Raw genomic sequence first — 24455 nt, 5'->3', positions numbered from 1 at the left:
CGTTGATCCGTCGTGGCGCCCGCTACCAGGTGACCGGCAGGCGATCCGGGCTGTCGATGAACGCGCTGCGGAACTTCACGTCCCCCGCGGGTACGGCCAGGCCCAGTCCGGGGAACCGTCGCCACAGGGACTGATAGGCGATACGGAGCACCGCCCTCGCCACTGCGGCGCCCATGCAGTGGTGGATGCCGTGCCCGAATCCGACATGCGGGAGCGGTTCACGGTTCGCGTCGAGGAGATGGGGATCCGGCGTCAACCCCGTGTCGCGGTTGGCCATGAGAATCGAACAGAGGACATACTCCCCCGCCTTGATCAGCTGCCCGTCCACGACGACATCCCTGATGGCCATGCGCGGAGTCGGCTGCTGCACGGCCGAGAGGAAGCGCAGCAGTTCGTTCACCAGGCGGTCGGCCTCCTTGCGGGAAGCGAAGAGCAACTGTCTCTGGTCGGGGTGTTCGAGCAGCGCGAGGACCCCGAAGCCGATCATCCCGGCGACGCTCTCGACACCGCCGAGGACCAGCGCCGTGCAGACGCCCCTCAACTCCTCGTCGGTGATCCGCTCGCCGTGCTCACGCACGAGCATGCCGAGGAACCCCTCGTCGGGCTCCTTCCGCTGCCGGGTGATGAGCGTCTTCAGGTACCGGTTGAACGCCGCGCTGTCCGCTGCCCGGGCCCGGTATCCGCGGCTGAGGTCGACATTCTGCCTGACGCGGCGGATGAACTCGCTCCGGTCGTCGCGCGGGACCCCGAGCAACTCGCACAGGGTCTCGCCGCCGACCGGGTCGGCGAACAGCACCTGGAGATCCGCAGGTGCTCCCGCGACCTCCATCGCATCGAGGTGCTCTTCAACGATGCCCTCGATCGCCGGCTCCAGCCTGCGGATCCGTCGGACCGTGAACTCCGGCGTCAGCATCCGCCGCAGACGCGTGTGTTCGGGGGGATCGTAGATCGAGATCTGTCCCGCCAGCTCCGGCGGGACCGGAACCCCTTCGCCGCTGAGCGGCTGCGCCTCGGTCAGTCGGAGCCGCGTCGTGAAGTTCTCATGGTCGCCGAGTATCTTCCGCACCACGTCGTAGCCCATGGCCTGCCAGACGTAGTCCGTGCTCATCTGGTCGGACGCGTTCCCCTCGATCCGGATCAGCGGGCCGTGCGCCCTGAGGGCGAACATGTCCTCGTGCGGATCGCAGAGCGTCCTTCTCATGTAGTTCGCCGTCGGTCGCACGAGCGGCGCGGCCTCGTCGACCTCACCCACGGTAGGGCAGCCATTTCATCCCGTCGGGCGAGGACACCAGCCCGCCCGGGAAAACCGGCTCCTCGGGCGCGGCGTCCTCGCCGAGAACCGCTCTCATCTGGACCTGGCCGCCCTCCTGCATCACCTGCTTGACCACGTGCGACTTGAACAACGGCACCATGTCCCCGTCATCAGCGGCGGCCATCCGGTCGACGGCCCCGGCGAACTCGGCGCTGTGCTCGGCGATCCTGGACGCCACGAGCGCCGGCTCGCCGGACGACACCCCGCCGATCAGTTCCACGAACGACTCCAACTCCGTGTGCTCATTGTTCGTGACCTTCTTGGCGTGCCAGAAATACGATTCCTCGTTCTCGTTCATCTGGTAGAACGCCACGAGGAACTCGTAGAACACCCCGTATTCCCGTCGGTACCGGGCCTCGAACTCGTTCAGGGAGGTCTTCTCATCCAGGTCGCCCGCGAGAATGCTGTTGATGGAACGGGCGGCAAGCAGTGCGCTGTAGGTTGCCAGGTGCACGCCGGAGGAGAATACCGGGTCGACGAAGCACGCGGCGTCGCCCACGAGAATCATCCCCGGGCGCCAGAACGTCGTCTGGTGGTAGGAGTAGTCCTTCCGCACCCGCAGTTCCCCGTAATCCCCGGTCGTCACCCGACGTGCGTCCGACAGGTATTCCGTGATCAGCGGGCATTCGGCGATCAGGGCCTTGTATGCCTCTTCCCGGCCTCCCTGGATCTTCTCGGCCATCTCCCTGCGGACCACCACGCCCACACTGGTGAGCGTATCGCTCAGCGGAATGTACCAGAACCAGCCGCTGTTGAAGGCGACACTCAGAATATTTCCCGAATTGGGCTGCGGGAGCCGTTTGCCGTTCTCGAAGTAGCCGAACAGGGCCAGACTGCGGAAGAACTCCGAATAGTCGCGGGTGCCGCCGACACTGGAGTGCAGCCGGCTCTTGTTGCCCGACGCGTCGATCACGAAACGTGCGCTGACGTTGTGCTCGCCGCCGTCGGAGTCGGTGTACCGCAGGCCGGTGACCCGGTCGCCCTCCTCGACGACTTCGGTGACCGAGCATCCCTCGCGGACCGTCACGCCCTTGCGCTTGGCGTTGTTCAGCAGGATCTCGTCGAATCGCGCGCGCTCCACCTGATAGGCGAACGAGGTCGGCCCTGTTATCCGCGGGGACACCGCGAAGGAGAAAGTCCACGGTTCCGGCCTCGCACCCCATCGGAATGTACCGCCACGCTTCACCGGGAATTGTGCCGCCGCGAGTTCCTCGGTGACGCCGAGCATCCGGCACACCCCGTGAACGGTGGACGGAAGCAACGACTCGCCGATCTGGTACCGCGGGAACACCTCTTTCTCCAGCAGTAGTACCCGGTGGCCCTGCATGGCGACCAGGGAGGCCACGGTCGAACCCGCAGGCCCGCCTCCCGCCACCACCACGTCGAACGTTTCCTCCGACATATCCCACCATCCCTCGATCGAGTCTTTTGCGATTGTGCAGCGCAATGGATCGCCGCTCAAGCCGTCCGTTTGGTCACCACGCGACCAGCAGACTGCTGATTCCGTACGCGGGGGTGCTCAGCCGGAACTCGGTCGCCCCGGCGGGATCCGCCAGCCGCAGCCCTGGAAAGCGCTGCCATAGCGCGGTATAGGCGGTGCGCAGTTCGAGGCGGGCGAGAGCGGCTCCCAGACAATGGTGGACACCGTGCCCGAACGCGACATGGGGGACGGGTTCCCGGGTGACGTCGAGACGATCCACGTCCGGCAGCAGAGCGGGGTCGCGGTTGGCCGCCGGGAGGGAACAGAGGACCGTCTCCCCCGCCCTGATCACCTGGTCGCCGACGGTGATGTCCTCGACGGCGGTCCGGGGTGTCGGAGCGTAGGGGACCGTCAGGTACCGGATCAGCTCGTCGACCGCCCGGTCCGCCGACTGGACGTCGCCCCGCAGCGCGGCGATCTGCTCGGGATTCCGCAGCAGCGCCAGCACGCCCAGGCCGATCATGCCGGAGATGTTGTCGTCCCCGGCCAGCATCATCTGCACGCAGACGCCCCTCAGCTCCTCATCGGTGACCGCGTTGCCGTGTTCGGCGACGACCATGCCGATGAGTCCTTCGCCGGGGTCCTTCCGTTCCCTGGCGACCATGGTCACCAGGTAGCGGGAGAACGCCTCGCCGGCGGCCGCCCGCCTGCGACCGCTGAGCGAAGCGTCGAGATGCCGGTGGCAGAGCTGGAGGAACATGGCGCGGTCGTCTCGCGGTACCCCGAGCAGCTCGCACAGCACGGGGCCGGGCACCTGGTCGGCGAACACCTCGATCAGGTCCGCGGGGGACCCCTCCCGCTCCATCGCGTCGAGGCGTTCCGTCACGATCTGTTCGATGTACGGGGCCATCCTCCGTATCCGGCGATGGGTGAACCCCGGGGCCAGCAGGCGCCGTAGCCGGGTGTGCTCCGGCGGGTCGTAGTCCATCAGGTTGCCGACCAGCTCACGCGGCCGGAAGACGCCCTTTCCGCCGATCTCGTCGTTCCGGTCGAAGCGGCGGCGCGTGCTGAACCGGGTGTGATCGCCGAGAACCTGCCGGACGACCGCGTGCCCTGTGGCCAGCCAGGTCCTTTCGACCCCCGCTCCGGATCCGATCGTGATCCGCGTCAGCGGTCCGGCGGCGCGCAGTTCGTCGGCCGGGTCGAAGCCCTGCCGAAGCGTGTGGACCGGAGGCCGGTCGTCACCACTCAAGGGGAAGCTCCTCCACAGCGAAGGGGGCGGGACGGCCCGGCTTGAACCGCAGGTCCTCCTCGGGGACGGCGAGCCGCAGCGACGGGAACCGGCGGAACACCGCCGGCAGGGCCACCCGTAGCTGGAGCCTGGCCAGCGGTGCCCCGAGACAGTGGTGGATGCCGTATCCGAACGCCATGTGCTTCGGGTTCTCGCGGGCGATGTCGAAGCGGTCGCCCTGCGGACGGTTGACCGCCAGCAGGGAGCAGGTCACGACGTCTCCGGCCCGGATGTCGCGTCCGCCGACGTGCACGTCCGCGAGAGCGACCCGGGGGGCCGGGGCCTCGACGATCGAGGCATGCCGCAGCAGCTCCTCGGTCGCGCCGTCCACGAGCTCGGGACGTTCGCGAAGCAGCGCCATCTGGTCGGGATGGGACACGAACAGGAGCACCGCGATCGCCAGCTGGGCAGCCATCTGCTCAGCTGCCATGATCAGGTTCCCCTCGGCGAGCCCCGCCAGTTCCTCGTCGCTGACCTCCGCCCCGTACTCGCGCACGATGACGCCGAGCATCCCCTCGCCGGGATCGCGGCGCTTGCGGGCCGCGAGCTTCTGGGTGTAGTTGACGACGCCCATCCCCGAAGAGGTCCGCTGCCGGGGGAGCCTGCTCTCCCTGCTGTCCCGGATCATTCGCGACAGCTCGGCCCGGTCGTCCCGGGGGACGTCCAGGAACTCGCAGGCGATGAGCGCCGGGATGGGCCAGGCCGCGTATCTGACGAAGTCGACCGGCGACCCCACGTCCTCCAGATCGTCCAGGCACTCCTCGACGATCTCCTCGATGCGGGGCCGCAGCCGTTCCATCCGCCGGACGGAGTAGGCCGGGGCCACGGTCCTGCGCAACCGGGTGTGGTCCGGCGGGTCGTACGCCTGGAGGATTCCCGGCAGCAGGGCCCGGTCGGCCTCGTCGTCGACCGGCCGCATGGAGCTGAACCGCTCGGGATCGGCGAGGATCTGCCGGACCTCGTCGTACCCGGTGGCCAGCCACTGCTTACGGCCGTCCATCCCGGGCTCGGTGTCGTACTCGTGCAACGACCCCTCGTCCAGCAGGTCGTGGAACTCCGGCACAGGATCGAGCCGGTGCCGCTGATGCGGTAGGGGCAGTGCCATCGGTCCTCCTGTGTCCGGTGCTACCAGTCGAGCGGCAGGGCTTCCACATCGAACGGCGGCGGCCCCAAGGTGATCGGGCGGTCCGGCTCGGCCAGCCGCAGGGTGGGAAAGCGGTGCGCCAGCGCCGGTATCGCGACCCGGAACATCAGCTCGGCCATGGCTCTGCCGAGGCAGTGGTGGATGCCGTGCCCGAACGCCAGATGGTCCGGCCTGTCCCGGGTGATGTCGAACCCGTCGTCCGCACGCGGGTAGTTCCGGCGGTTGGCTGCCAGCAGAGAGCAGGTGACGGTGTCGCCGGCCTTGACGAGGCGGTCCCCGATCCGCACGTCCTGCGTCGCGACGCGCGGATGGGTCTTCTCGTCGGTCGTGAGGTACCGCATCGTCTCGTCCAGCCATTCCGGTACGGTGTCGGGCTTCTCCCGGAGCAGAGCGAACTGCGCGGGCTCTTCGACCGTCAGCCACGCGCCGGCCGCAAGGAGACGGGCCACCTGGTCGGCGCCCGCGCCCATGACGAACGCGGCCACCCCCGTCAGCTCGGCGTCCGTGATGGCGTCGCCGTGTTCGCGCGCCACGATGCCGAACAGGTCGTCGCCGGACTCGCGGCGCGACCGGGCGACATGCTGCTTCATGTACGTCATGAACTTGTTCCCCGCCGCGGTGCGCCGCCTGTCCGACCGGTCGGTCCGGCTGGCGAGGAGGATCCGTGACAGATCCGCCTGGTCGTCACGGGGAATGCCGAGGAAGTCGCAGGTCGCCGGAGTCGCCACGGCCCATCCGAAGTGCGGGACGAAGTCCACCGGGCCGCCGAGTGCCTCGATGGCGTCCAGGCTGTCCTGGACGATCTGCTCGACCCGCGGCTGGAAGTTCCGCATTCGGCGGGCGGAGAACGCGGGAACCACCATCCGCCGGAGCCGCGTGTGCTCCGGCGGGTCGTACTGGGTGAGGAAGCCGGGCCAGGTGAAGCCGGCCGCGGTCCCGCCGTAGAGCAGGCGCGCGCTGAACTTGTCCGAGCCGAGAACCTGCCGGACCTCCTCGATCCCGGTGGCGAGCCACGCGGTCCGCCCCTCGGCGGAGTCCTCGGTTCCCAGGACGGTCAGGTTGCCCTCGCTCATCAGGGAGTGGAGCTCGGGCACCGGATCGAACCGGTTCCTCCGGTGTAACTGCGCTGCCCGGACGACGTTGATCTCCTCGAACATGCTGCGGGTCCTTTCGGCTCATCCGGCCGGCGTTCGCGGAATGACGGTCTCTGGGCGGTCGGACGGGCGTCGAGCCCGTCCAACCGCCCGAATTGAGCAGCTGGACACTCTCAGCCGCCGATCTCCGCGATCAGGCTCTTCGGCCGGAGGTCGGTCCAGTTCTCCTCCACGTAGGCGAGGCAGTCCTGGCGGGCGGCCGCGCCGTGCACCGGGGTCCAGCCGTCCGGCACTTCAGCGAAGGCGGGCCAGAGGGAGTGCTGGCCCTCGTCGTTGACGAGCACGAAGAAGGAGCCGTCCTCGTTGTCAAAGGGGTTGGTCATGGTGTTCCTTTCCTGCTACGGCCGTGGCCGGAGCTTCTCGGCGACGACGGCCCCGATCTGGGCCAGCGACGCGGGCTGCAACATCTCGTTGTGGTCGACGGGGATCTCGTGGGGCTCCACGGTTCCGCTGGTCAGAGGCCGCCAGCTGGCGATCGCCCAATCGACGGGCATGTGCGGGGGGCGGTCCTTCGCAGCGATGAACAGCAGGATGTCGCCGGCGAAGCTCGGGGCGTCGTGCCTGGGCCCGACCTCGGCGAGGTTCCGCATCACCTCTTCCAGGCGGGCCCGGGCTCCGTCCCCCCTGGCCAGTCCGGCGGCGAGCTCCATCTGCTGTTCCTTCAGCTTGTCCACGGCCTCCTGGGCCTGCCCGTCGCCGCGTGCCTTCTTCCCCATGTAGGTGGGGTAGGCGTCGAGCAGGGCGAGCATGCCGACCCGCTCGCCCTCGGCCTCGAACAGCGCGGCCATCGCCTGCGCGATCCGCCCGCCGAGGGACCAGCCGAGGAGGTGGTAGGGCCCGGTCGACTGTACGGTGCGGATCTGCGCGACGTAGTCGGCCGCCATCTCCTCGACGCCGCCGGGCAGGGCTTCGGTGCGGGCCAGGCCGCGCGCCTGGATTCCGTAGACCGGCTGGTTCGACGGGAGCTCCCGCAGCAGCGGCCCGTAGTTCCAGCTCAGGCCGCCGCTCGCGTGGACGCAGAACAGCGGCGGACGGTCGCCGCCGGGGCGCAGCGGCAGCAGGACCTCGAAGTCGCCCGTGGCGGTCTTCGCCGCGACGCTGGATCGCCGCCGCTCGCCCAGGACGGTCAGGGTTCCGGCAGCGGACCAGCGGGCGAGCAGGCCGGTGCGCAGCATCCGCCGCCCCTCGGCCCCGAACGGGCAGGCCAGGCTCTGGTCGGCCGGGCGCGCGTCGACCGCGGGACCGGTGACGTAGAGACCGCCGACGGCTCCGGGCGCGACGGGGAGCAGCCGATCGTCGAGCACCAGCGCGCCGAGCGGGCCGTCCTGGACCAGGTCGGCGACTGCCGGGGGCACGGACCCGGTCCACACGGCCGGGGCCTCGGCCGGACGCTCGCGCTCGGCGTCGTCCAGCAGGATGTCCAGGTCACTGACGCGCCGGTGGGGGTCCTCCGCCACTTGTTCCAGGACGCGAACCAGCCGTCGGGCCAGCGTTTCGACCGTGGCCCCGTCGAACAGGTCGACGGCGTAGCGGAGCTCTCCGTCGATGCCGTCGCCGCGGTCGTCCTCGTCGCGGTGCTCGGTGAGCCTGAAGGCCAGGTCCAGCTCGATGGCCTCGGGCCGGCCGGGTTCGACGCTGGTGCGCAGGGCCGGCAGTTCCGTCGCGTCCCACGCGCCGGTGTCCTCCTCGGCCACCTCCAGGGACACCTGGAACACGGGGTGGCGGGAGAGCGAGGCGGGCAGGTCCAGCAGATCGACGATTCGCTCGAAGGGGATGTCCAGGTGCTGGCGGGTGTCCCGGACGGTCTCCTGCACCCGGGCGACGGTCTCCAGGAAGGTCGGGTCGCCCGGGACGGCGGTGCGCAGCGGGAGCGGCCGGGCGAACGGCCCGACCATCGGCTCCAGGTCGATCAGGTCCTCGTCCCGCGGCAGCACCGTGCCGATCACGAGGTCGTCGCCCGCGCCCAGTCGGGTCAGCAGCATGGCGAGCGCGGCATGCACCAGCTGGTGAGCGTCCGCGCCCGTCGAGTCCAGGGCCGCCAGCAGCCGGGCGTGCGGGGCACCGTCCAGCCGCAGCGCGACCGTGCCGGCCTGCCGCGACGGGATGGCCGGGCGCGGACGGTCGAAGGGAAGGACCGTTTCCCCGTCGATGCCGGCGAGGTGGTCCCGCCAGAAGGACGTCTGGTCGTCGATCAGGCTTCCCTGCTCGCGCTCGCCCTCCAGCAGCCGTTGCTCCCAGATGGCGTAGTCGGCGAACTGCAGGGTCAGTGGCGCGCGCTCCGGGACCCGGCCCGCGCGCCGCGCGCCGTAGGCGGCCGCCAGGTCGCGGAAGTACACGTCCAGCGAGTCGTCGTCGGCGGCGATCCGGTGCACCGTCAGCGCCAGCACGTGCTCCCGCTCCGCGACCGCGAAGAGGTCGCAGCGCCACGGCATCTCACGGGTGAGGTCGAAGGGCCGTGCCCGTTCGGCGAGAAGCCCGGGGAGGTCCTCCTCGGCGGCCGGAACCGGCGTCAGCTGAACCGCCGCGGAGTCGTGGACGTGCTGGTGGACGGTCGTGGCCTGGCCGGGGAAGGTCGTCCGGAGGATCTCGTGCCGGGACGCGACGTCACCGAGCGCCGCCTCCAGCGCGGGCACGTCCAGCTGGCCGCGCACGCGCAGCGCGACCGAGGCGTGCATGCCCGCGGTCGTCTCTCCGGGACGGGCCAGCAGCCAGGCGCGGAGCTGCCGGGCGGTGAGAGGCACCCGCTCCGGCCGGGTGGCGGCCTCCAGCGCGGGACGTGACTTCGCCGCCAACGCCCTGGCGATGCCCGCGGGGGTGGGCGAGGAGAACAGCTGCCGGATGGGCAGGTCCGCGCCGATCTCCTCGCGGATCCGCGCGATGAGCCGCATGGCCAGCGCCGAGCTGCCGCCCAGGTCGTGGAAGGCGTCGTCGACGCCCACCCGCTCGACACCGAGGATCTCGGCGAACAGCGCGCAGAGCACTTTCTCGGTCTCGCTCTCGGGGGCCTTCTCCGACGTGCGTTCCGCGAGGTCGGGGGCGGGCAGGGCCCGGCGGTCCACCTTGCCGTTCGCAGTGATGGGCAGGCCCGGACGGACGACGACCGCCACGGGGACCATGTAGGAGGGCAGGACGAGGCCCATCCGCCGCCGCATCTCCTCCACGTCGGCCTCGCCTCCGTCGGTGACGACGTAGCCGACCAGACGCCGCTCGCCGGGCTGGTCCTCGCGCGCCACGACGACCGCCTCGGTCACGCCCGGCTGGGCCGCCAGCACGGCTTCCACCTCGGCCAGCTCCACCCGGAAGCCCCGGATCTTCACCTGGTCGTCGGCCCGCCCGACGAACACCACCTCTCCGTCGCGGTTCCAGCGCGCCAGGTCTCCCGTGCGGTACATGCGCTCACCGGCGAGGAACGGGCATGCGACGAACCGTTCAGCCGTCAGGTCCGGCCTGCCGAGGTACCCGCGGGCCAGGCCGGTGCCGGCGATGTACAGCTCGCCGGTGATCCCCGGCGCGACCGGCTGCAGGAAGGCGTCGAGGACGTAGACCTCGCGGTTCGCCATGGGGCGGCCGACCGGCAGTTCACGCCCGGTCCCGTCACCGGGCTCGATCGGCTTCCATGTCGCGCACAGGGTGGTCTCGGTCGGCCCGTAGGTGTTCCTCACCCGCAGACCGGGCTGAGCCCGCCGCAGGTTCTCCACCGCGAAGGCGGGAACGACGTCCCCGCCTGTGCCGACCTCGATCAGACCTGTGAAGCATTCCGGTGACGCCTCCGCCAGGGCGCGGAAGGTTCCGGCGGTGAGGTGGACGGCGGTCGCGCCCCGTTCGACGGCCCGGCGCACACCGCCAGCGTCCACCACTCCCGGCTCGGCGAGCAGGATCCGGCCGCCCGTGGCGAGCGGCACCCACATCTCGTAGAGCGAGGCGTCGAAGACATGCGTCGCGTGCATCAGCACGCCGTCCCCGGGACCGATCCGCCAGCCCGCGTCGCCCGCCAGGCCAGCCACTCCCCCATGGGCGACGGCCACGCCCTTCGGGACGCCCGTGGATCCGGAGGTGTACATCACATACGCCAGGTCGTCCGCGCCGACCCGGATCTCCGGAGCGGTGGCGGCCTGGCCGTCGACGGCCGCGCGGGTCTCCGGCGCGTCGAGGACGATCGCGTTCTCCGGCGCGACCGCCCTGGTGGCGATCGTGCACACGGTGGTCGGGACCCCGGAGTCGGCAAGGATGAGCGCGATCCGCTCAGCCGGGCTCCCCGCGTCGATCGGGACGAACGCGGCGCCCGCCTTCCAGATCGCCAGGAACGCGATCACCAGGTCGGCAGACCGTTCCATGGCCACCCCGACCAGGGCGCCACGCCGGACGCCGCAACCGGTGAGGTATCCGGCCAGCCGGTTCGACGCCTGATCGACCTCGGCGTAGGTCAGATCCCTGCCGCTGGCATCGGTGATCGCCACCGCATGGGGTGCGGCGTCCACCCGCCGCCCGAACAGCTCGACCACGGACGCTCCGGGCACCGGGCCCGCGGTCGCGTTCCAGTCGTCCACCACCACGGCGCGCTCGGCGACGCTCAGCAGGGTCAGCCGGCCGACCAGGACGTCGGGCTCGGCGACCAGCCGTTCCACCACCCGGACGAACGCGCCCAGGACAGATTCGGCGACCTCCCGGTCGAACAGACCCCGGTCATAGTTGAGAATGATCGGCATCCGCTCGCCCGGCCCGGTGACCAGGGTGAACGGGTAGTGCGAGGAGTCGCGTCCCTTCCGCACGGGGCGCATGTGCAGGCCGCCGTCCTCCGACTGGTCGAGTCCGGTGCGGGGAAAGTTCTCGTAGATGACGAGCGTGTCGAAGATCGCTCCGGGTCCGGCGGCGGCCTGCGCCTCCTGCAGGCCGAGATGCTGGTGGGCCATGAGCGCCGACTGGTTCCGCTGCAGATCGGCGAGCAGTTCGACGACCCGCCGCCCGCCGTCGAGCCGGACGCGCACCGGCAGGGTGCCGAGCAGCATGCCGACCATCGACTCCACGCCGGCCAGCTCGGCCGGCCGTCCCGAGACGGTCGCGCCGAACACCACGTCGGTGCGGCCTGCCAGCTGCGACAGCACGACGGCCCACACGCCCTGTACCACGGTGCTCAGCGTGAGGTCGTGGCCGCGGGCCAGCTGTGCCAGATCGTTCGTCAGCTCCGGGGGAAGCTCGGTCATCACCGTGTCGATGTCCGGTACTCGGCTCGGATCGGCCGGGACGACCGTGGTGGGGGCCTCCAGACCGGCGAGCTCCTTCCGCCAGGCGGCCCGGGCCGCCTCCTTGTCCTGGCGGCCCAGCCAGGAGAGATAGTCGCGGTAGGAGGCCGCGACCGGCAGCCCGGACGGGTCCCCGCCAGCCGAGTAGATCGCGGAGAGCTCGCGGTGAATGATCGGCATCGACCAGCCGTCGGCCAGCACGTGATGAAGGGTGTGTACGAGCCGGTGACTCACCGGGCCGAGCCGGATCAGGTGCAGCTTCATCAACGGGGCCGTCTCGAGACGGAAGCGCTCGGCGAGCTCTTCCTCCGCCAGCCGCCCCACCTCGCCGTCGGCCAGGTCGTCCGGGAGTCCGGAGAGGTCCGTCTCACGCCACGGGATCTTGACGCCCCGTAAGACGACCTGAACCATCTGCGCGCCGCTGACGTACCGGAAACAGACCCGCAGCGCGGCATGCCGGTCCAGAAGCGCCTGCCAGGACATCTTCAGACGCTCGGAGTCCAGCGGGCCTTCGATGCCATAGACGGACTGCACGGTGTAGGTATCCGGGCCATCCTTGTCGAGAGCGGTGTGGTAGAGCATTCCCTCCTGCAGTGGAGACAGGGGCCAGACGTCTTCCACGCCGGAGCGCGGCTTTGCACGAGTGTCGTCAACGGTCATGATCTGCTCCTTGTGGAGGTTATTCATCGGCCAGCCCGGCCTGGAGTTGGTCCATCTGGTCAGGCGAGAGAGCCACGAGCATGCCGTCATGGGACTCCGGCTCCTCGCTCTCGGCCGGGAGCTCCTTGGCGAGCACCGCCAGCCGTTCGGGCGTCTTCTCCTCGAACACTTGCCACGGGGTCAGTTCCAGCCCCTCGCGGCCGAGCCGAGCCGACAGCTGCATCGAGCTGATCGAGTCGCCGCCGAGCTCGAAGAAGCTGTCGTCGGCCCCGACCCGTTCCACCCCGAGGATCTCGGCGAACAGCGCGCACAGCAGCTCTTCGATGGCCGTACGCGGATCCCGTCCGGAGGAGTTCCCGGCGAAGTCGGGGGCCTGTAGCGCCCGGTGATCGACCTTTCCGTTCGGGGTCAGGGGCATCGCGTCCAGCGGTACGAACGCCACCGGCCTCATGTGCTCAGGCAGGCGTTCGGCCGCTGTCTCGCGGAGGGCGGCGATCAGCGCGTCGGCCGACTGCGCGGCCGCCGGGACGACGTACGCCACCAGCCGCTTCTCGCCGGGCCCGTCCTCACGAGCGACGATCACCACCTGGACGGCCCCCGGATGGTCCGCCAGCACAGCCTCGATCTCACCCGGCTCGATCCGGTAACCGCGCACCTTGACCTGCGCGTCGGCCCGGCCAACGAAGACCAGCTCTCCCTCGCGGGTCCAGCGGACCCGGTCGCCGGTGCGGTACATGCGGCCCCCGGAGGAGAACGGGTCGGCGATGAACCGTTCCGCGGTCAGGCCCGACCTCGCGAGGTATCCTCGCGCGAGCCCTGCCCCGGCGACATAAAGCTCACCGGCCGCGCCGGGCGGCACCGGCTGCAGGAAGGCGTCGAGCACATACGCCCGCATGTTGGTGATCGGGCGGCCGATGGGGACCACGTCGCGTCCCGGAGACAGCGGCGAGCTCATCGTCGCGCACACGGTCGTCTCGGTGGGCCCATAAGCGTTGATCATCCGCCGGTCCCGCGACCAGCGGTCGACCAGAGCGGGCGGGCACGCCTCACCGGCAACGATCAGGGTCTCGAGCCCGTCCGGCAGGTCGTCCTCGACGGCCAGCACGCTCGGCGGCACGGTGACGTGGGTGATGCGCCACCGGCGCACCGCGTCGCCCAGCGACACTCGCGGCGGCATGCTGTCGGGGTCGGCCAGCACCACGGTCCCGCCTGACAGCAGGGCCATGCACAGCTCGGAGATCGCGGCGTCGAATCCGAGGGACGCGAACTGCAGGATCCGTGAGGAGGATGTCACGCCGAAGCACTCGATCTGCGCGCCGGCCAGGTTGCCGAGCCCGGCGTGGGTGACCTGGACGCCCTTGGGCGTCCCAGCCGACCCGGAGGTGTAGATCACATACGCTGCGTCGCCCGCAGCCACGGTCGGCAGCGCCACTCCCGGGTCGGCAGCGGGCCGCTCGTCCAGTGCGACCACCACGCCCGCGAACCCGTCCGGCACAGCTGTCCGGGTCGCCCCCGTGCACAGCAGCACCTCGGGCGCGGAATCCGCCAGCATCAGCTCGATCCGGCCGGCGGGATAGTCCGGGTCGACCGGTACGAACACCCCGCCCGACAACGACACGCCGACCAGGGCCACCACCAGCTCCACCGACCGTCCGACCAGCACGGCCACGCGCGTCTCACGTCGGACGCCCAGCCCCGCCAGCAGCCGCGCCAGCTCCTCCGCCTCTCCCAGCAGCCCACCGTACGACAGGTTCCGCACCGCGTCCTCCACCGCGATCGCGTCCCGCGAGAGTTCCGCCCGGCGGCGGAACAGTACCGGCAGCGGCTCCGGCACGAACCGCGCGTCGGTGGCGTTCCACTCCTCGACCACCAGGCGGCGCTCCGCCGTGCCGATCAGGCCGACCCGGCCCACCGGAGTCCACGGATCGGCCGCCACCTGCTCCAGCGCCCGGACTACCGCCGCCAGCATCTCCTCTGCCCGGGTCCGGTCGAAGGCGTCCGGACGATAGATGAACTCGCCATGGACGCCGCCGTCGTGGGAGGCGCGCATGGATATCGGATAGTGCCCGCTGTCGTTCGGGATCCCCGCGGGGCGCATGATGAGCGCATCGGGGTCTTCGGACGGGAGCGGCGGGCGGGGGTAGTTCTCGAACACCACGATCGTGTCGAACGCAGCGCTCTGCCCGGCGAGTTGGTTGATCTCCGACAGCCCGACGTGCTGATGCGCCATCATCGCGACCTGACGCTCCTGCAGGTGCGTCAGCATGTCGAGGAACGGTTCAGCACCCGCGAGGCGGGCCCGGACCGGCAGCGTGTTCATGAACAGGCCGACCACGGACTCGACTCCGGGGATCTCGGGCGGACGCCCGGCCACCGCAGAGCCGAAGACCACGTCGTCCCGGCCCGTCAGCCGGGCCAGGAGCAGCGCCCAGATCCCCTGGAAGAGGGTGTTCATCGTGACGCCGTGCCGGCGCGTGAACTCCACCAGCCGACGGCTCAGATCGTCGTCGAGTTCGAACCGGACGCGTTCGGGCTCGACGGGCGCGGTGTGGGCGTCCGGCGGCACGACGTAGGTCGCCTCGTCGAGCCCGGCGAGCTCGGTCCGCCACGCCTGCCAGGCGGCTTCCTTGTCCTGGCGGGAGAGCCAGGCGAGATAGTCGCGGTACGACGTCGGGGCGGACAGCGACAGGCCGTCACCGCCCGATTCGTAGGCCGCCATCACGTCAGTGGAGAGGATCGGGAGAGACCATCCGTCGCAGGAGATGTGGTGGGAGGCGAGGGCCAGCCGGTGGCTGCGTTCGCTGATGCGCACCAGGTGCAGGCGCAGCAGCGGGGCCCGATTCAGGTCGAACCGGTCGGCATGCAGCTCCTCCGCGAGTCGCTCGAACTCCGCCAGCGCCTCGTCCTCGGGCAGATGGGACAGGTCGGTCTCCGTCCAGGGCAGAGCCACCTCACGTGCGATCGCCTGCACGGCCCGGCCGGACCCGAGCTGATGGAAACTCGCCCGTAGGGCGGCGTGCCTGTCGAGGAGGGTTTGCCAGGACGCGCGGAAGCGAGCGACGTCCAGCGGGCCGTCGAGGGCGAGGGTGCGGATGCCCGCGTAAACATCCGGGCCTCGCTGGTCAACGGCGTGGAACAGCAGGCCCTCCTGGAGTGGAGAGAGCGGCCAGATGTCAGCGAGGCCCGGAACGGCGGCCTCGATCTCCTCCACGTCCCGCTGCGTCAGCGCGGTGAGAGGGAAGTCGCAGGGGGTGTGCCCGGCGACTCCGAGGGCGGCGTGCGCGGCGAGGCCGGATAGCAGGTCCAGCCAGGCCTGGCCGAGCGACTCCGCCTCGGCTTCGCCGAGGATCCGTCCGGCCCAGGTCACGGTCAGATGGAGCTCGGGTCCGTCCGGGGAGTCTAGGACGACGGCGTCGATCTCCACGGCGTGGCGCAACGGCGTGTGCTGCTCCGCCGAGCCGCCGATGGTCCCCGTCATCTGCCAAGGCTCCGGATCGCCGTCAGGGCGGGAGGAGAAGCGGCCCAGGTAGTTGAACCCGATCTCCGCCTCCGGCAACGCCGCCAGGGCCGGTGCCGTCTCGGCGTTCAGGTGGCGCAGCATCCCGTAGCCGAGGCCGCCGTCGGGCACGGTTCGCACGTTCTCCTTAACCTTCTTCAGCAGGCGGCCGGCCGCCTCACCACCGGCGATCGCCTCGTCGGTGTCGATCCCGGTCACATCCAGCCTGAGCGGGTGGACGTCGGTGAACCAGCCGACCGTCCGCGAGAGATCCAGCTCTCCGATGGGCCAGCGGCCATGGCCTTCGACGTCCACCACAACGGAGTCGCCGCCGCGCCATCGAGCGACCGCGCCCGCCAGCGTGGCCAGGAGCACCTCGTGGACACCGCAGTGGAAGGCCGAGGCGGCCTTCTCCACGAGCACGCCCGCGCGGTCTCGCGGCAGGGTCCATGACCTGCGTCCCGCGGTCACGACGGTGTCGCGCGTGGGGTCGAGGGGGGCCAGCCGCGGTTCCGCGTGGTCGAGGATCTCCGTCCAGGTCTCGAGTTCCGCGGCCCGGATCGCGGCTTGATCGGCCAGTGTCCGCGCCCATCGCCGGAACGGGACCTCCACCGGGTCGAGAGCGGGCTCCCCGCCCGTGATCACGGCCTCACATGCCGCACGCAGGTCCAGCAGCAGGATCCGCCACGACACCGCGTCGGCCACCAGATGATGGGCCACCAGCACGAGCCGTCCCACACGACCGGGTCCGGCGTCCACCCACACCGCCCGGATCATCACACCGGCGGCGGGATCCAACCGCGCCGCCGCCTCCCTGGCACACCGGTCCGCGACCTCATCGAGGTCACCGGTGTCCGCCTCGACCCGCTCGACCAGACCCGCCGCGTCCACCGCACCCCGACCGGACACGACCAGGCTCGGCTCTTCGCCCCCGGCCGTGACGATCCGGCTCCGCAGCAGATCGTGGGTGTCGATCACCGCGCCCAGCCCGGCCGCCAGCGCGTCCACCGACAGGTCGCCCGGGGCGCCCACGGTCACCCACTGGGTCAGGGCCCCTCCGGTCAACGCGCTGGGGTCGCGTTCGATGAGCGCCCGCATCACCGGCGTCCACGCGATCTCGCCGACACCGTCGGCGAGGTCTGCCCGCGTCGCGCCGCCGCGCTCGGCGACCGCCGCGATCCCCGCCGGTGTCTCCTGCTCGAAGACGTCCTTCGCGCCGAAGACGACGTCGGCGCGGCGGGCTCGGGCAGCCAGTTGCATGGAGAGGATCGAGTCGCCGCCCAGCTCGAAGAAGCTGTCATCGACTCCGACCCGGTCCAGCCCGAGGATCTCGGCGAACAGCGCGCACAGCACCCGCTCGGCCTCGGTGCGCGGCTCGCGGCCGGCGACCTTCCCGGAGAACTCGGGAGCAGGCAGGGCCTCACGATCGATCTTCCCGTTGATCGTCAGCGGGAAGTCGTCCAGGACCACCACCGCGGCCGGGACCATGAACTCCGGCAGCCGCGCCGCGAGGTGTTCGCGGAGCGCATCGGGGTCCGGGACCTGGTCCGGTTCCACGATCGCATAGGCGATCAGCCGATTCTCACCTGGACGGTCTTCCCTCGCGACGACGACCGCCTGCGCGACCTGGGGAGCCTCGGCGAGCGCCGTCTCGATCTCCGCCGGCTCGACCCGGTAGCCCCGGATCTTCACCTGGGAGTCGGCCCGTCCGGCGAACAGCAGCTCGCCCCGATCGGTCCAGCGTGCCAGGTCGCCGGTGCGGTACATCCGCTCGCCGGGGGCGAACGGGGCGGCGACGAACCGCTCCGAGGTCGCGCCGCGGGCCTTGAGATAGCCGAGCGCCAGACCGGCGCCCGCGAGGTAGAGCTCGCCGGTCACGTTCGGAGCGACCGGCTGGAGGAAGGCGTCGAGCACATACGCCCGCCGCCCGGCCAGAGGGCGGCCGATCGGCAGGACGTCGCCTGTCTCGTCCCCCGGCTCAAGGAGATGCCACGTGGCGCACAGTGTGGTCTCTGTCGGGCCGTACAGGTGCCGGACTCGGACGTCCGGGCAGGCCCGGCGCAGCTGCGCGACGGAGGCGAGGGGCACCGTGTCCCCGCCGGTGAGGATCTCGCGCAACCCGTTGAAGGAGCCTGGCGACTCCTCGGCCAGCACCCGGAAGCTCCCGGCCGTCAGATGGACGGTTGTCACGCCGCGTGCGATCGCCTCCCGCAGGCGCTGCGTGTCGACTGCGCCCGGTTCGGCGACCATGACGCGGGCACCGCGGACCAGCGGCGCCCAGATCTCGAACAGCGACGCGTCGAACGCGTGCGAGGCGTGCATCAGTACGCAGTCATCGGCATCGAGTGACCAGCCGGGGTCGCTGGCCAGAGCTGCGACGCTTCCGTGCGGCACCGCGACGCCCTTGGGCTCCCCGGTCGACCCCGACGTGTACATCACGTAGGCGATGTCGCGCACCGTGACCGTCGGCGTCTCGTGCCTCGTTCCCCCGGTCCACGGCGCGTCCACGGGCACGGGCTCGACCCCGTCCGGCACCGCGTTCCGGGTCGCCTCGGCGCAGACCGCCACCGCCACGCCGGCGTCGGCCAGCATCCGCTCGATCCGTACCGGCGGGTAGGCCGCATTCACCGGGACGTACGCGGCCCCGGCCTTCCAGACCGCGAGGAATGCGACGAACAGGTCCGCGCCGCGCTCCATCACCACGCCGACGTGGTCGCCGCGCCGCACGCCCATCCCCGCCAGATGCCCTGCCAGCCGGTCCGATTCCCGGTCGAGGTCGCCGTAGGACAGGGTGCGGTCGCCATCGATGACGGCCACCGCGTCCGGCGCGCTTGCCGAGCACCGCCGGAACAGTTCCACCACCGACGAACCGTCGGCGACCTCGCCGGTCGCGTTCCAGCGCTCCACCACGGACGTGCGTGTCGCGTCACTCGTCACGCCCAGGCGGCCCACGGGAAGCGAGGGCGCGGCCATCATCCGTTCGATGACACGCACGACCTGCCCGGCGACCTCGGCGGCGGTCTTCTCGTCGATCCGGTCGGGCCGGAAGGACACGCGGATCTGCAAGCACTCTCCGGGACTGGCGCTCATGGTCAGCGGGTAGCCGGTACCGGTCCGGGTGAGGGCCGAGCTGATCGTGACACCGCCGTCGTCGCCGAGGCCGGCTGCGTCACGCGGGTAGTTCTCGACCATCATGATGGTGTCGAAGACCGCGCCCGGCCCCACCGCCTTCTGGATCTCCGACAGACCCATGTACTGGTGTTCCGTCAAGGCCGACTGGCGTCGTTGCAGGTCCTGGAGCAGCTCCAGCATCGGCAGGCCGCCGTCGAGGCGCACCCGGACTGGAACGGTGTTGATGAACATCCCCACCATCCGTTCCACATCCGGTACGTCCGCCGGGCGGCCCGACACCACCGTCCCGAACACCACGTCCGTCCGGCCCGCCAGCCGGGCCAGCACCAGGGCCCACGCGCCCTGCACGATCGTGCTCAACGTCAGCCCGTGGCCGCGGGCGAAGTCGGTGAGTGTCCGGGTCGTCTCAGCGGACAGCCATGCGCAATGCTCGTCCGGCATCACCATCGCCTTGCCCGCGTCGGCGTCCACCACGGTCGGCTCGTCCGTCCCGGCCAGCTCCGACCGCCACGCCGACCGCGTCGCGTCCTGGTCCTGACGGCTCAGCCACGCCAGGTAGTCACGGTAGGAGGGTGACGTCGACGGGCTCGGTCCGCCCGCGTAGCCGGACGACATCTCGCCCAGGATGATCGGCGTCGACCAGCCGTCCAGGAGGACATGGTGCGACGTCAGGACGAGCCGGTGCCTGTTCTCGCCGAGACGGATCAGCAGCAGCCGGAGCAGCGGCGGGCGGGTCACGTCGAACCGCTCCGCCTGGTCCTCCGCGAGAAGACGTTCGACCTCGGCGGCCGCGTCGTCCTCGCCGAGATGCGACACGTCCGCCTCACGCCAAGGGATGTCGGCCTCGGCCACGACGACCTGCACCGTCTGACCTGAGCCGAGCTGGTGGAAGCTCGTCCGGAGCGACTCGTGCCGGGCGACCAGCGGCTGCCACGCCGCGCGCAGCCGTTCCGGGTCGAGCGGCCCGTCGAGGTCCAGGATCCGCTGGCTCTGGTAAACGTCCACTCCCTCCTCGTCGAGGGCCCGTTCGAAGAGCATGCCCTCCTGCAGGGGCGACAGGGGCCAGACGTCGGTCAGCCCGGGCGCGGCGGCCTCCAGCTCCGCCACGTCCCGCTGCGACATGTCGACGAGGTCGAAATCGGACGGCGTGTGGCCTCCGGCGCCGGGGGCGGCAGCGTGGGCGGCGAGGCCGGTGAGCATCTCCAGCCAGGCCTCCCCCAGCCGCTCCACCGTGGCGGGGTCGAGATCCCGGCCGTCCATGGTGAGCCTCAGCAGGGGGCCGGCGGGGGTGTCCTGAACGTCCGCGCCGACCTCCAGGGCATGGGCGAGGACCAGGTCAGGGCCAGCGGCTCCCACCCCGAGCGGCCCTTCGCTGACCTGCCACGGAGTGTCCGGGGAGGTGACGGCTGACCGGCCGAGATAGTTGAATCCGATCTTCGGGGACGGCAGTTCGGCCAGCCTGGCCCCCGTGTCGGGGTTGAGATGGCGCAGCAGCCCGTAGCCGAACCCGTCGCCCGGCACTGCGCGGACTTGCTCCTTCACGGCCTTCAGCAGGTCCCCCGCCGCCGCGTTCCCGGCCGCCGCGGCCGCCAGGTCGAGGCCGGAGACGTCGAGGCGGACCGGGTGGACGCTGGTGAACCAGCCCACGGTGCGCAGCAGGTCCTCGCCGTCGGCCGCGTGGCGACCGTGGCCCTCCAGGTCCACCAGCACCCCCCCGGCGTCACCGCCGCGCCAGCGCGCCACCGCGCCCGCCAGGGCCGCCAGCAGGACCTCGTGGATCCCGCAGTGGAAGGTTCCCGGGGCTTGGCCCACCAGGCTCCGCGCCGTGGGCCCGGACAGTGTCCAGGACCATGAGTGCGGCCGCCCCGCGTGCTGCCCGGGGAACGGGTCCACGCCGTCCAGGACCTCGACCCAGTGATCGATCTCGGCGACGGTGCTCTCGGTGAACGCCTGCTCGGTCAGCCGCCGCGACCACTGCCGGTACGACGTCGTCGCAGGTTCGAGAGACGGGGTCCCTCCGGAGATCACCTCGTCATAGGCTGTTCGCAGATCCGGCAGCAGGATGCCCCACGAGACCGCGTCGACCACCAGGTGATGCGCCACCAGCGCCAACCGGCCCGGCTCGGTGTCTCCGGCATCAATCCACACGGCCCGCACCATGGTTCCCGTCGACGGGTCCAGGCCGCCTGCGGCCGTCCCGGCCTCGCGTCCGGCGATCTCATCGAGGTTCCCGGTCCTGGCCTCCACCCGTGTCACCAGTCCGGCCGCGTCCACCGTGCCCCGATCGGGCACGATCAGCCGTCCGTCAGACTCCACCCGGCCGCGTAACTGGTCATGGACGTCCAGTACCGCTCCCAGGGCGGCCACCAGCGCGTCCCGGTCGAGGCCGGGCGGGGCGACAATGACTCGCGCCTGGGCGAAGCCGGGGCGTAACGCGTCGGCTCCGAGGGCGCGCATCACCGGCGTCCAGGGAATCTCCCCGATGCCCGTGTCCGCCTCGGAGCGGCCCGACCGCGTCGTTCCGGCCGGCTGCGCCAGCGCAGCCAGCCGTTCGGGCGTCCGCTGCTCGAACACCTGCCGGGGGGTGAGGACGATTCCCTCGCGACGGGCGCGGGCGGCCACCTGCATCGACGAGATCGAGTCCCCGCCCAGCTCGAAGAAGCCGTCCCCGACCCCGACCCGTTCCAGGCCGAGGACCTCGGCGAACACCCGGCACAGGATCCGCTCGGCCTCGGTGTCCGGGTCCCGGCCCACCGACTTCGACGCGAAGTCCGGTTCGGGCAGGGCCTGCCGATCCACCTTCCCGTTGACCGTCAACGGCAGCTCGTCCAGCGCGATCAACGCCGCCGGGACCATGAACTCGGGCATCGTCTCGGCGAGCCGCTCCCGCAGCCGTACCAGGTCGAGGTCCCGCCCCGCTTCGGCGACCACATAGCCGATCAAATGCCCGTCCCGGGCACAGACCACGGCCTGGCCGACGCCCGGAAGCCCGGCGAGGACCGCCTCGGTCTCTCCCGGCTCCACGCGATAGCCGCGAATCTTCACCTGATCGTCGGCCCGTCCGCCGAACACGAGCGTGCCCTGGTCCGTCCAGTGGGCCAGGTCACCGGTCCGGTACATCCGCGCGCCGGGGACGAAGGGATCGGCGATGAACCGCTCGGCCGTCAATGCCGAACGCCCCAGGTAGCCGCACGCTACACCGGCCCCGGCGACGTACAGTTCGCCCTTCACGCCCGGAGGAACGGGGCGCAGGAACGCGTCGAGGACGTAGACGTGCCGGCCCGCGAGGGGGCGTCCGATCGGCAACACCGGTCCGGTCTCATCGCCGGGTTCGAGCAGCCACCAGGTCGCGCACAGCGTCGCCTCCGTCGGGCCGTAGAGATGCCGCACCCGGACGTCCGGGCACGCCCGCCGTGCGCGCTCCACCGCCGTCGGCGGCACCTCGTCCCCGCCGGTCAACACCTCGCGAAGCCCGGCGATCGACTCCGGTGACTCCTCGGCCAGCACCCGGAAGGCCCCGGCGGTCAGGTGGGCGGCCGTGACGCCGCCCGCCACGTATCGGGCCAGAGCCTCCCCGTCCACCGCGCCCGGTTCGGCGATCACTATTCGGGCACCCGACAGGAGCGGCACCCATATCTCGAACAGGGAGATGTCGAAGGCGTGCGAGGCGTGCGTCAGCACGGCGTCGCCGGGCCCGATCTCCCACCGCGGCTCCCCGACCAGCGCCGCCACATTGCCATGCGACACCGCGACGCCCTTGGGCGTGCCCGTCGACCCCGAGGTGTACATCACGTAGGCGAGGTCGTCGGCTCCGACCTCCACCGAGGGGCGGGCACACTCCGCCACGGCCCGCCGCGTCTCCGGATCATCCAGGACGATCGGACCGAGCCCGCTGTCCAACACGACTACCCGGCTCGCGGCCCGGCACACCACCGCGGCCGGATCCGCGTCCGCCAGCATGACCTTCACGCGTTCCACCGGGTAGGCGGGGTCCACCGGCACGAACGCCGCCCCCGCCTTCCACACCGCGAGCAGCGTCGCGATCAGATCGGATGACCGTTCCATCACCACGGCGACCCGATCCCCGCGCCGGATGCCGCGGCTGGTCAGGTAACCCGCGAGCCTGTCCGCATGCCCGGCCAGGTCTCGGAACGACATCGTCCGATCTCCGTCGATGATCGCCGTCTCGTCTCCGCGACGCTCCGCCTGGCGATCGAACAGGACCAGCGGCAGGCAGCCTGGCTCGGCGTCGGGTGCCATGCCCCAGGCGTTCACCACCAGGTTGCGCTCGGCGGCGGTCGTCACAGCGACGTCGGCCACGGTGATCCCGGGGTCGGCCGTCAGCCGGCGCAGAACCCCCTGGAACCGCTCGATGATAGAGAGAGCTGCGCCCGTGTCGAAGAGGTCGGTCAGATGGTCGAGCTTGAGGAGCATCGTGTCGCCGGGGACGGCGACCAGCGTCAGCGGATAGTGGGCGGCCTCCCTACCCTGGTTCACCCGGATAGAGAAGGTCTCGGCGGAGTCCGGTTCGCCGAGGTCGCGGGGAAAGTTCTCGAAGACGAGCAGGGTGTCGAAGACCGCGCCGGGGCCGGCCGCCTTCTGGATGTCCACCAACCCCACGTACTGGTCTGGGATGAGCGCCGACTGCCGCCTCTGCAGCTCCGTCAGCAGTCCGATGATCGGCGTAGCACCGTTCAGCTGTACGCGCACGGGCACGGTGTTGAGGAAGAGCCCCACCATTCCCTCCACGCCGGGCAGGTCCGCCGGGCGTGCCGACACCACCGCCCCGAACACCACGTCCGTCCGGCCCGACAGCTGCGCCAGCACCAGCGCCCACGCGCCCTGCACCACCGTGTTCAGCGTCAGCCCATGGCCGCGGGCCAGGTCTTCCAGCGAGCGGGTGAGCTGCTCGGGCAGCTCGGCCGTGACGCTCTCCGGCATGCCGGGCGCTCGGCCCGGGTCGGCTGGCGCCACCAGGGTCGGGTCCTGCGCGCCGCGCAGCTCCGCCGTCCACGCCGCCAGCGCCCGCTCCTGGTCCTGCCGGTTCAGCCAGGCGAGGTAGTCCCGATAGGACGCCGCTTCCGGCAGATCCGGCCGACCGGTACCGGCCGCGTACAGGGCCAGCAGTTCATCGAACACGATGGGCAACGACCAGCCGTCCATGACCGCGTGATGGCAGGTCACCACCAGCCGGTGACTGGCGTCGTCGAGACGGATCAAGGTGAGGCGCAGCAGTGGGGGCTTGGCGGGGTCGAATCTCCGGAGCCGGTCCTCCTCGGCCAGCTCCCGCACCGCCTCATCGGGATCGTCGAGGTGGGAAAGGTCGACCACACGCCACGGCAGGTCCACCCGGTCCGCGATGACCTGCACCGTCTCACCCGACGCACGCTGCCGGAAGCAGGCCCTGAGCGCGGCGTGCCGGGTGAGCAGCGCCTCCCATGCCGCGCGTAACCTGGCCGGGTCCACCGGACCCTGCAGCTCCAGTATCCAGTGGCCGACGTAGATGTCGGGCCCTTCGTCGTCGTAGACCGTGTGGAACAGCAGCCCTTCCTGCATCGGCGACATCGGCCAGATGTCCTCGATCCGCGACTGAGCCATCGGTATCT

At 71.0% G+C, this 24455-nt stretch carries 8 protein-coding genes; all 8 read right to left on the bottom strand.

What is annotated here, in order from left to right; genetic code table 11:
- Nucleotides 1-22 precede the first annotated feature (22 nt).
- Nucleotides 23-1252 (bottom strand): cytochrome P450, encoded by a 1230-nt coding sequence (locus tag ACWC9T_RS11200; protein ID WP_449820782.1) that lies wholly within the window; start codon nucleotides 1250-1252, stop codon nucleotides 23-25.
- Entirely contained in the window at nucleotides 1245-2714 is a 1470-nt protein-coding gene (locus ACWC9T_RS11195) for a tryptophan halogenase family protein (RefSeq protein ID WP_449820781.1), read from the bottom strand. Before ACWC9T_RS11195 ends, ACWC9T_RS11200 begins: the two co-directional genes overlap by 8 nt.
- A gap of 73 nt (nucleotides 2715-2787) precedes the next feature.
- A complete protein-coding gene (locus tag ACWC9T_RS11190) occupies nucleotides 2788-3984 on the bottom strand; it encodes a cytochrome P450 (RefSeq protein ID WP_449820780.1) in 1197 nt (398 codons plus the stop codon).
- Nucleotides 3974-5128 carry a cytochrome P450 gene (locus ACWC9T_RS11185; protein ID WP_449820779.1) on the bottom strand — a complete coding sequence of 385 codons (1155 nt, stop codon included), beginning with the start codon at nucleotides 5126-5128 and terminating at the stop codon, nucleotides 3974-3976. The genes ACWC9T_RS11190 and ACWC9T_RS11185 overlap by 11 nt, the downstream gene beginning before the upstream one ends.
- A 20-nt stretch (nucleotides 5129-5148) precedes the next feature.
- A complete protein-coding gene (locus ACWC9T_RS11180) occupies nucleotides 5149-6324 on the bottom strand; it encodes a cytochrome P450 (RefSeq protein WP_449820778.1) in 1176 nt (391 codons plus the stop codon).
- 110 nt (nucleotides 6325-6434) lie between these two features.
- Nucleotides 6435-6644, bottom strand: coding sequence for an MbtH family protein (locus ACWC9T_RS11175; RefSeq protein WP_355672880.1), 210 nt, complete (start codon nucleotides 6642-6644; stop codon nucleotides 6435-6437).
- A 15-nt stretch (nucleotides 6645-6659) separates the two neighbouring features.
- The gene (locus tag ACWC9T_RS11170) at nucleotides 6660-12221 is read right to left on the bottom strand and encodes an amino acid adenylation domain-containing protein (protein WP_449820777.1); all 5562 of its coding nucleotides are present in this window, start codon (nucleotides 12219-12221) and stop codon (nucleotides 6660-6662) included.
- A 19-nt stretch (nucleotides 12222-12240) separates the two neighbouring features.
- Nucleotides 12241-24447, bottom strand: coding sequence for an amino acid adenylation domain-containing protein (locus ACWC9T_RS11165; RefSeq protein WP_449820776.1), 12207 nt, complete (start codon nucleotides 24445-24447; stop codon nucleotides 12241-12243).
- Nucleotides 24448-24455 lie beyond the last annotated feature (8 nt).

Source organism: Kitasatospora sp. NPDC001159 (assembly GCF_053598235.1).
Note: the sequence above shows the minus strand (reverse complement) of the source record. Positions and strands in the feature narration are given on the sequence as shown.

Coding starts and splice junctions, on each gene's coding strand:
- ACWC9T_RS11195 (WP_449820781.1), bottom strand. CDS start 2,714: ATGTCGGAGGAAACGTTCGACGTGGTGGTGGCGGGAGGCGGGCCTGCG.
- ACWC9T_RS11165 (WP_449820776.1), bottom strand. CDS start 24,447: ATGGCTCAGTCGCGGATCGAGGACATCTGGCCGATGTCGCCGATGCAG.
- ACWC9T_RS11175 (WP_355672880.1), bottom strand. CDS start 6,644: ATGACCAACCCCTTTGACAACGAGGACGGCTCCTTCTTCGTGCTCGTC.
- ACWC9T_RS11185 (WP_449820779.1), bottom strand. CDS start 5,128: ATGGCACTGCCCCTACCGCATCAGCGGCACCGGCTCGATCCTGTGCCG.
- ACWC9T_RS11170 (WP_449820777.1), bottom strand. CDS start 12,221: ATGACCGTTGACGACACTCGTGCAAAGCCGCGCTCCGGCGTGGAAGAC.
- ACWC9T_RS11180 (WP_449820778.1), bottom strand. CDS start 6,324: ATGTTCGAGGAGATCAACGTCGTCCGGGCAGCGCAGTTACACCGGAGG.